This window comes from Halolamina salina, from assembly GCF_042678005.1.
Lineage (GTDB): Archaea > Halobacteriota > Halobacteria > Halobacteriales > Haloferacaceae > Halolamina > Halolamina salina.
Map to the genome: position 1 here is coordinate 3534 of NZ_JBHUDH010000179.1, position 1701 is coordinate 5234.

General features: G+C 68.6%; 1 protein-coding gene and 1 pseudogene. Both read left to right on the forward strand.

All coding sequences use genetic code 11. The features are described from left to right. The first annotated feature begins 391 nt into the window (after positions 1-391). Positions 392-1525 carry an ORC1-type DNA replication protein gene (locus ACFR9S_RS13510; protein ID WP_379732715.1) on the forward strand — a complete coding sequence of 378 codons (1134 nt, stop codon included), beginning with the start codon at positions 392-394 and terminating at the stop codon, positions 1523-1525. A gap of 67 nt (positions 1526-1592) precedes the next feature. Further along, positions 1593-1701 (forward strand): annotated as a pseudogene (locus ACFR9S_RS13515) (ribose 5-phosphate isomerase A); the annotation flags it as partial.

Consider the following 1701-nt stretch of genomic DNA (forward strand, 5'->3'; position numbering starts at 1 on the left):
CGCGCGACGTGAGCAGGGCGAGACCGAAGGTCTCGCTGGCCGTGCGGGCGACGCGTGGGTCGCCCGCACGACGCCTCCGTGCGCGAACGAGCGCGCGAGGGACGAGCGAGCGTATGCGAGCGAGTCGGCTGGGGAGGTCTGTGGGCTGTGCGGTCGGGCGGGGCTGAAAGGGGCTGGTCGCTCGGGAAAGCACGACGACGCAAGCACGCGAGCGAAGCGAGCGCGCGCAGCGAGTCGCGCGAGCCGAGCGGGCAGGGGCTTTCACGATGTCGCTGAGGACCTTCTCGAAAACTCCATAGAACAATCACCCAACCCAGAACCGCCCACACAGTCCAAACACCCCACCCATCGCTCGTAAACCGTTAAGTGGTCACCGACGCCACATCGAGCCATGACCGGGGACCCCGACGGTATGCTCTCGTGGGACGAATCGGTGTTCCGCGACGAGTCCGTCTTCGAAGTCGACTACGTCCCCGAGACGTTCAAACACCGCGAGAGCCAGCTGGAGAGTCTGAAGTACGCGCTCCGGCCCGCCGTCCGCGGCTCCCGCCCGCTCAACACCGTGATCCGCGGGCCGCCGGGGACGGGCAAGACCACCGCGGTCCAGAAGCTGTTCGGCGAACTCGGCGTCGAGGCGCCGAACGTCCGGACCGTCCGCGTGAACTGTCAGGTCGACTCGACGCGGTACGCGGTGTTCTCGCGGCTGTTCCAGAGCGTGTTCGACTACGAGCCGCCCTCCTCCGGCGTCTCCTTCAAGAAGCTGTTCGAGCAGGTGACCGACCGGCTCGTCGAGGAGGACGAGGTCCTCATCGTCGCGCTCGACGACGTGAACTACCTGTTCTACGAGAACGAGGCCTCCGACACGCTGTACTCCCTCCTGCGCGCCCACGAGACCCACACCGGCGCGCGGATCGGCGTCGTCGTGGTCTCCTCGGACCTCTCGCTGTCGGTGATGGACGAACTCGACTCCCGGGTCCAGAGCGTGTTCCGCCCCGAGGACATCTTCTTCCCGTCGTACGACGCCCCCGAGATCGTGGACATCCTCCGGGAGCGCGTCGAGCGCGGCTTCCACGACGGCGTACTCTCGGCGCCCGAACTCGACCGCGTCGCCGAGCTCACCGCCGAGAGCGGCGACCTCCGGGTCGGGATCGACCTGCTGCGCCGCGCCGGGCTCAACGCCGAGATGCGTGGCTCGCGAACGATCGAGGAGGAGGACATCGAGGAGGCCTACGAGCGCTCGAAGTACGTCCACCTCGCGCGCAGCCTCCGCGAGCTCTCCGACTCCGAGCGCGCGCTGGTCCGGGTCGTCGCCGAACACGGCGGCGAGCAGGCCGGCGACGTGTACGACGTGTTCCACGAGGAGACCGACCTCGGCTACACGCGCTACTCCGAGATCGTCAAGAAGCTCGAACAGCTCGGCGTGCTGGAGACCGAGTACGCCGATGTGGAGGGTCGCGGGCGCTCGCGCTCGCTCTCGCTGGCCTACGAGCCCGAGGCAGTGTTGGACCGGCTGGAGTCCGAGTAACCATAACCGATCGCGACCCGCGACGAGCGCCGACGGCTCTTTTTCCCCCCGAGTCGAACGCCGGCCCATGAAGCAGACCGGCGGTGGCGAGGACGCGAAGCGACGGGCGGGCGAGTCGGCGGCCGAGATCCCCGACGACGGCGACGTGGTCGGCCTCGGGACGGGCAGCACCGCCG

Excerpts from the sequence above, each read along its gene's own strand:
- ACFR9S_RS13510 (WP_379732715.1), top strand. The coding sequence starts at position 392 with ATGACCGGGGACCCCGACGGTATGCTCTCGTGGGACGAATCGGTGTTC.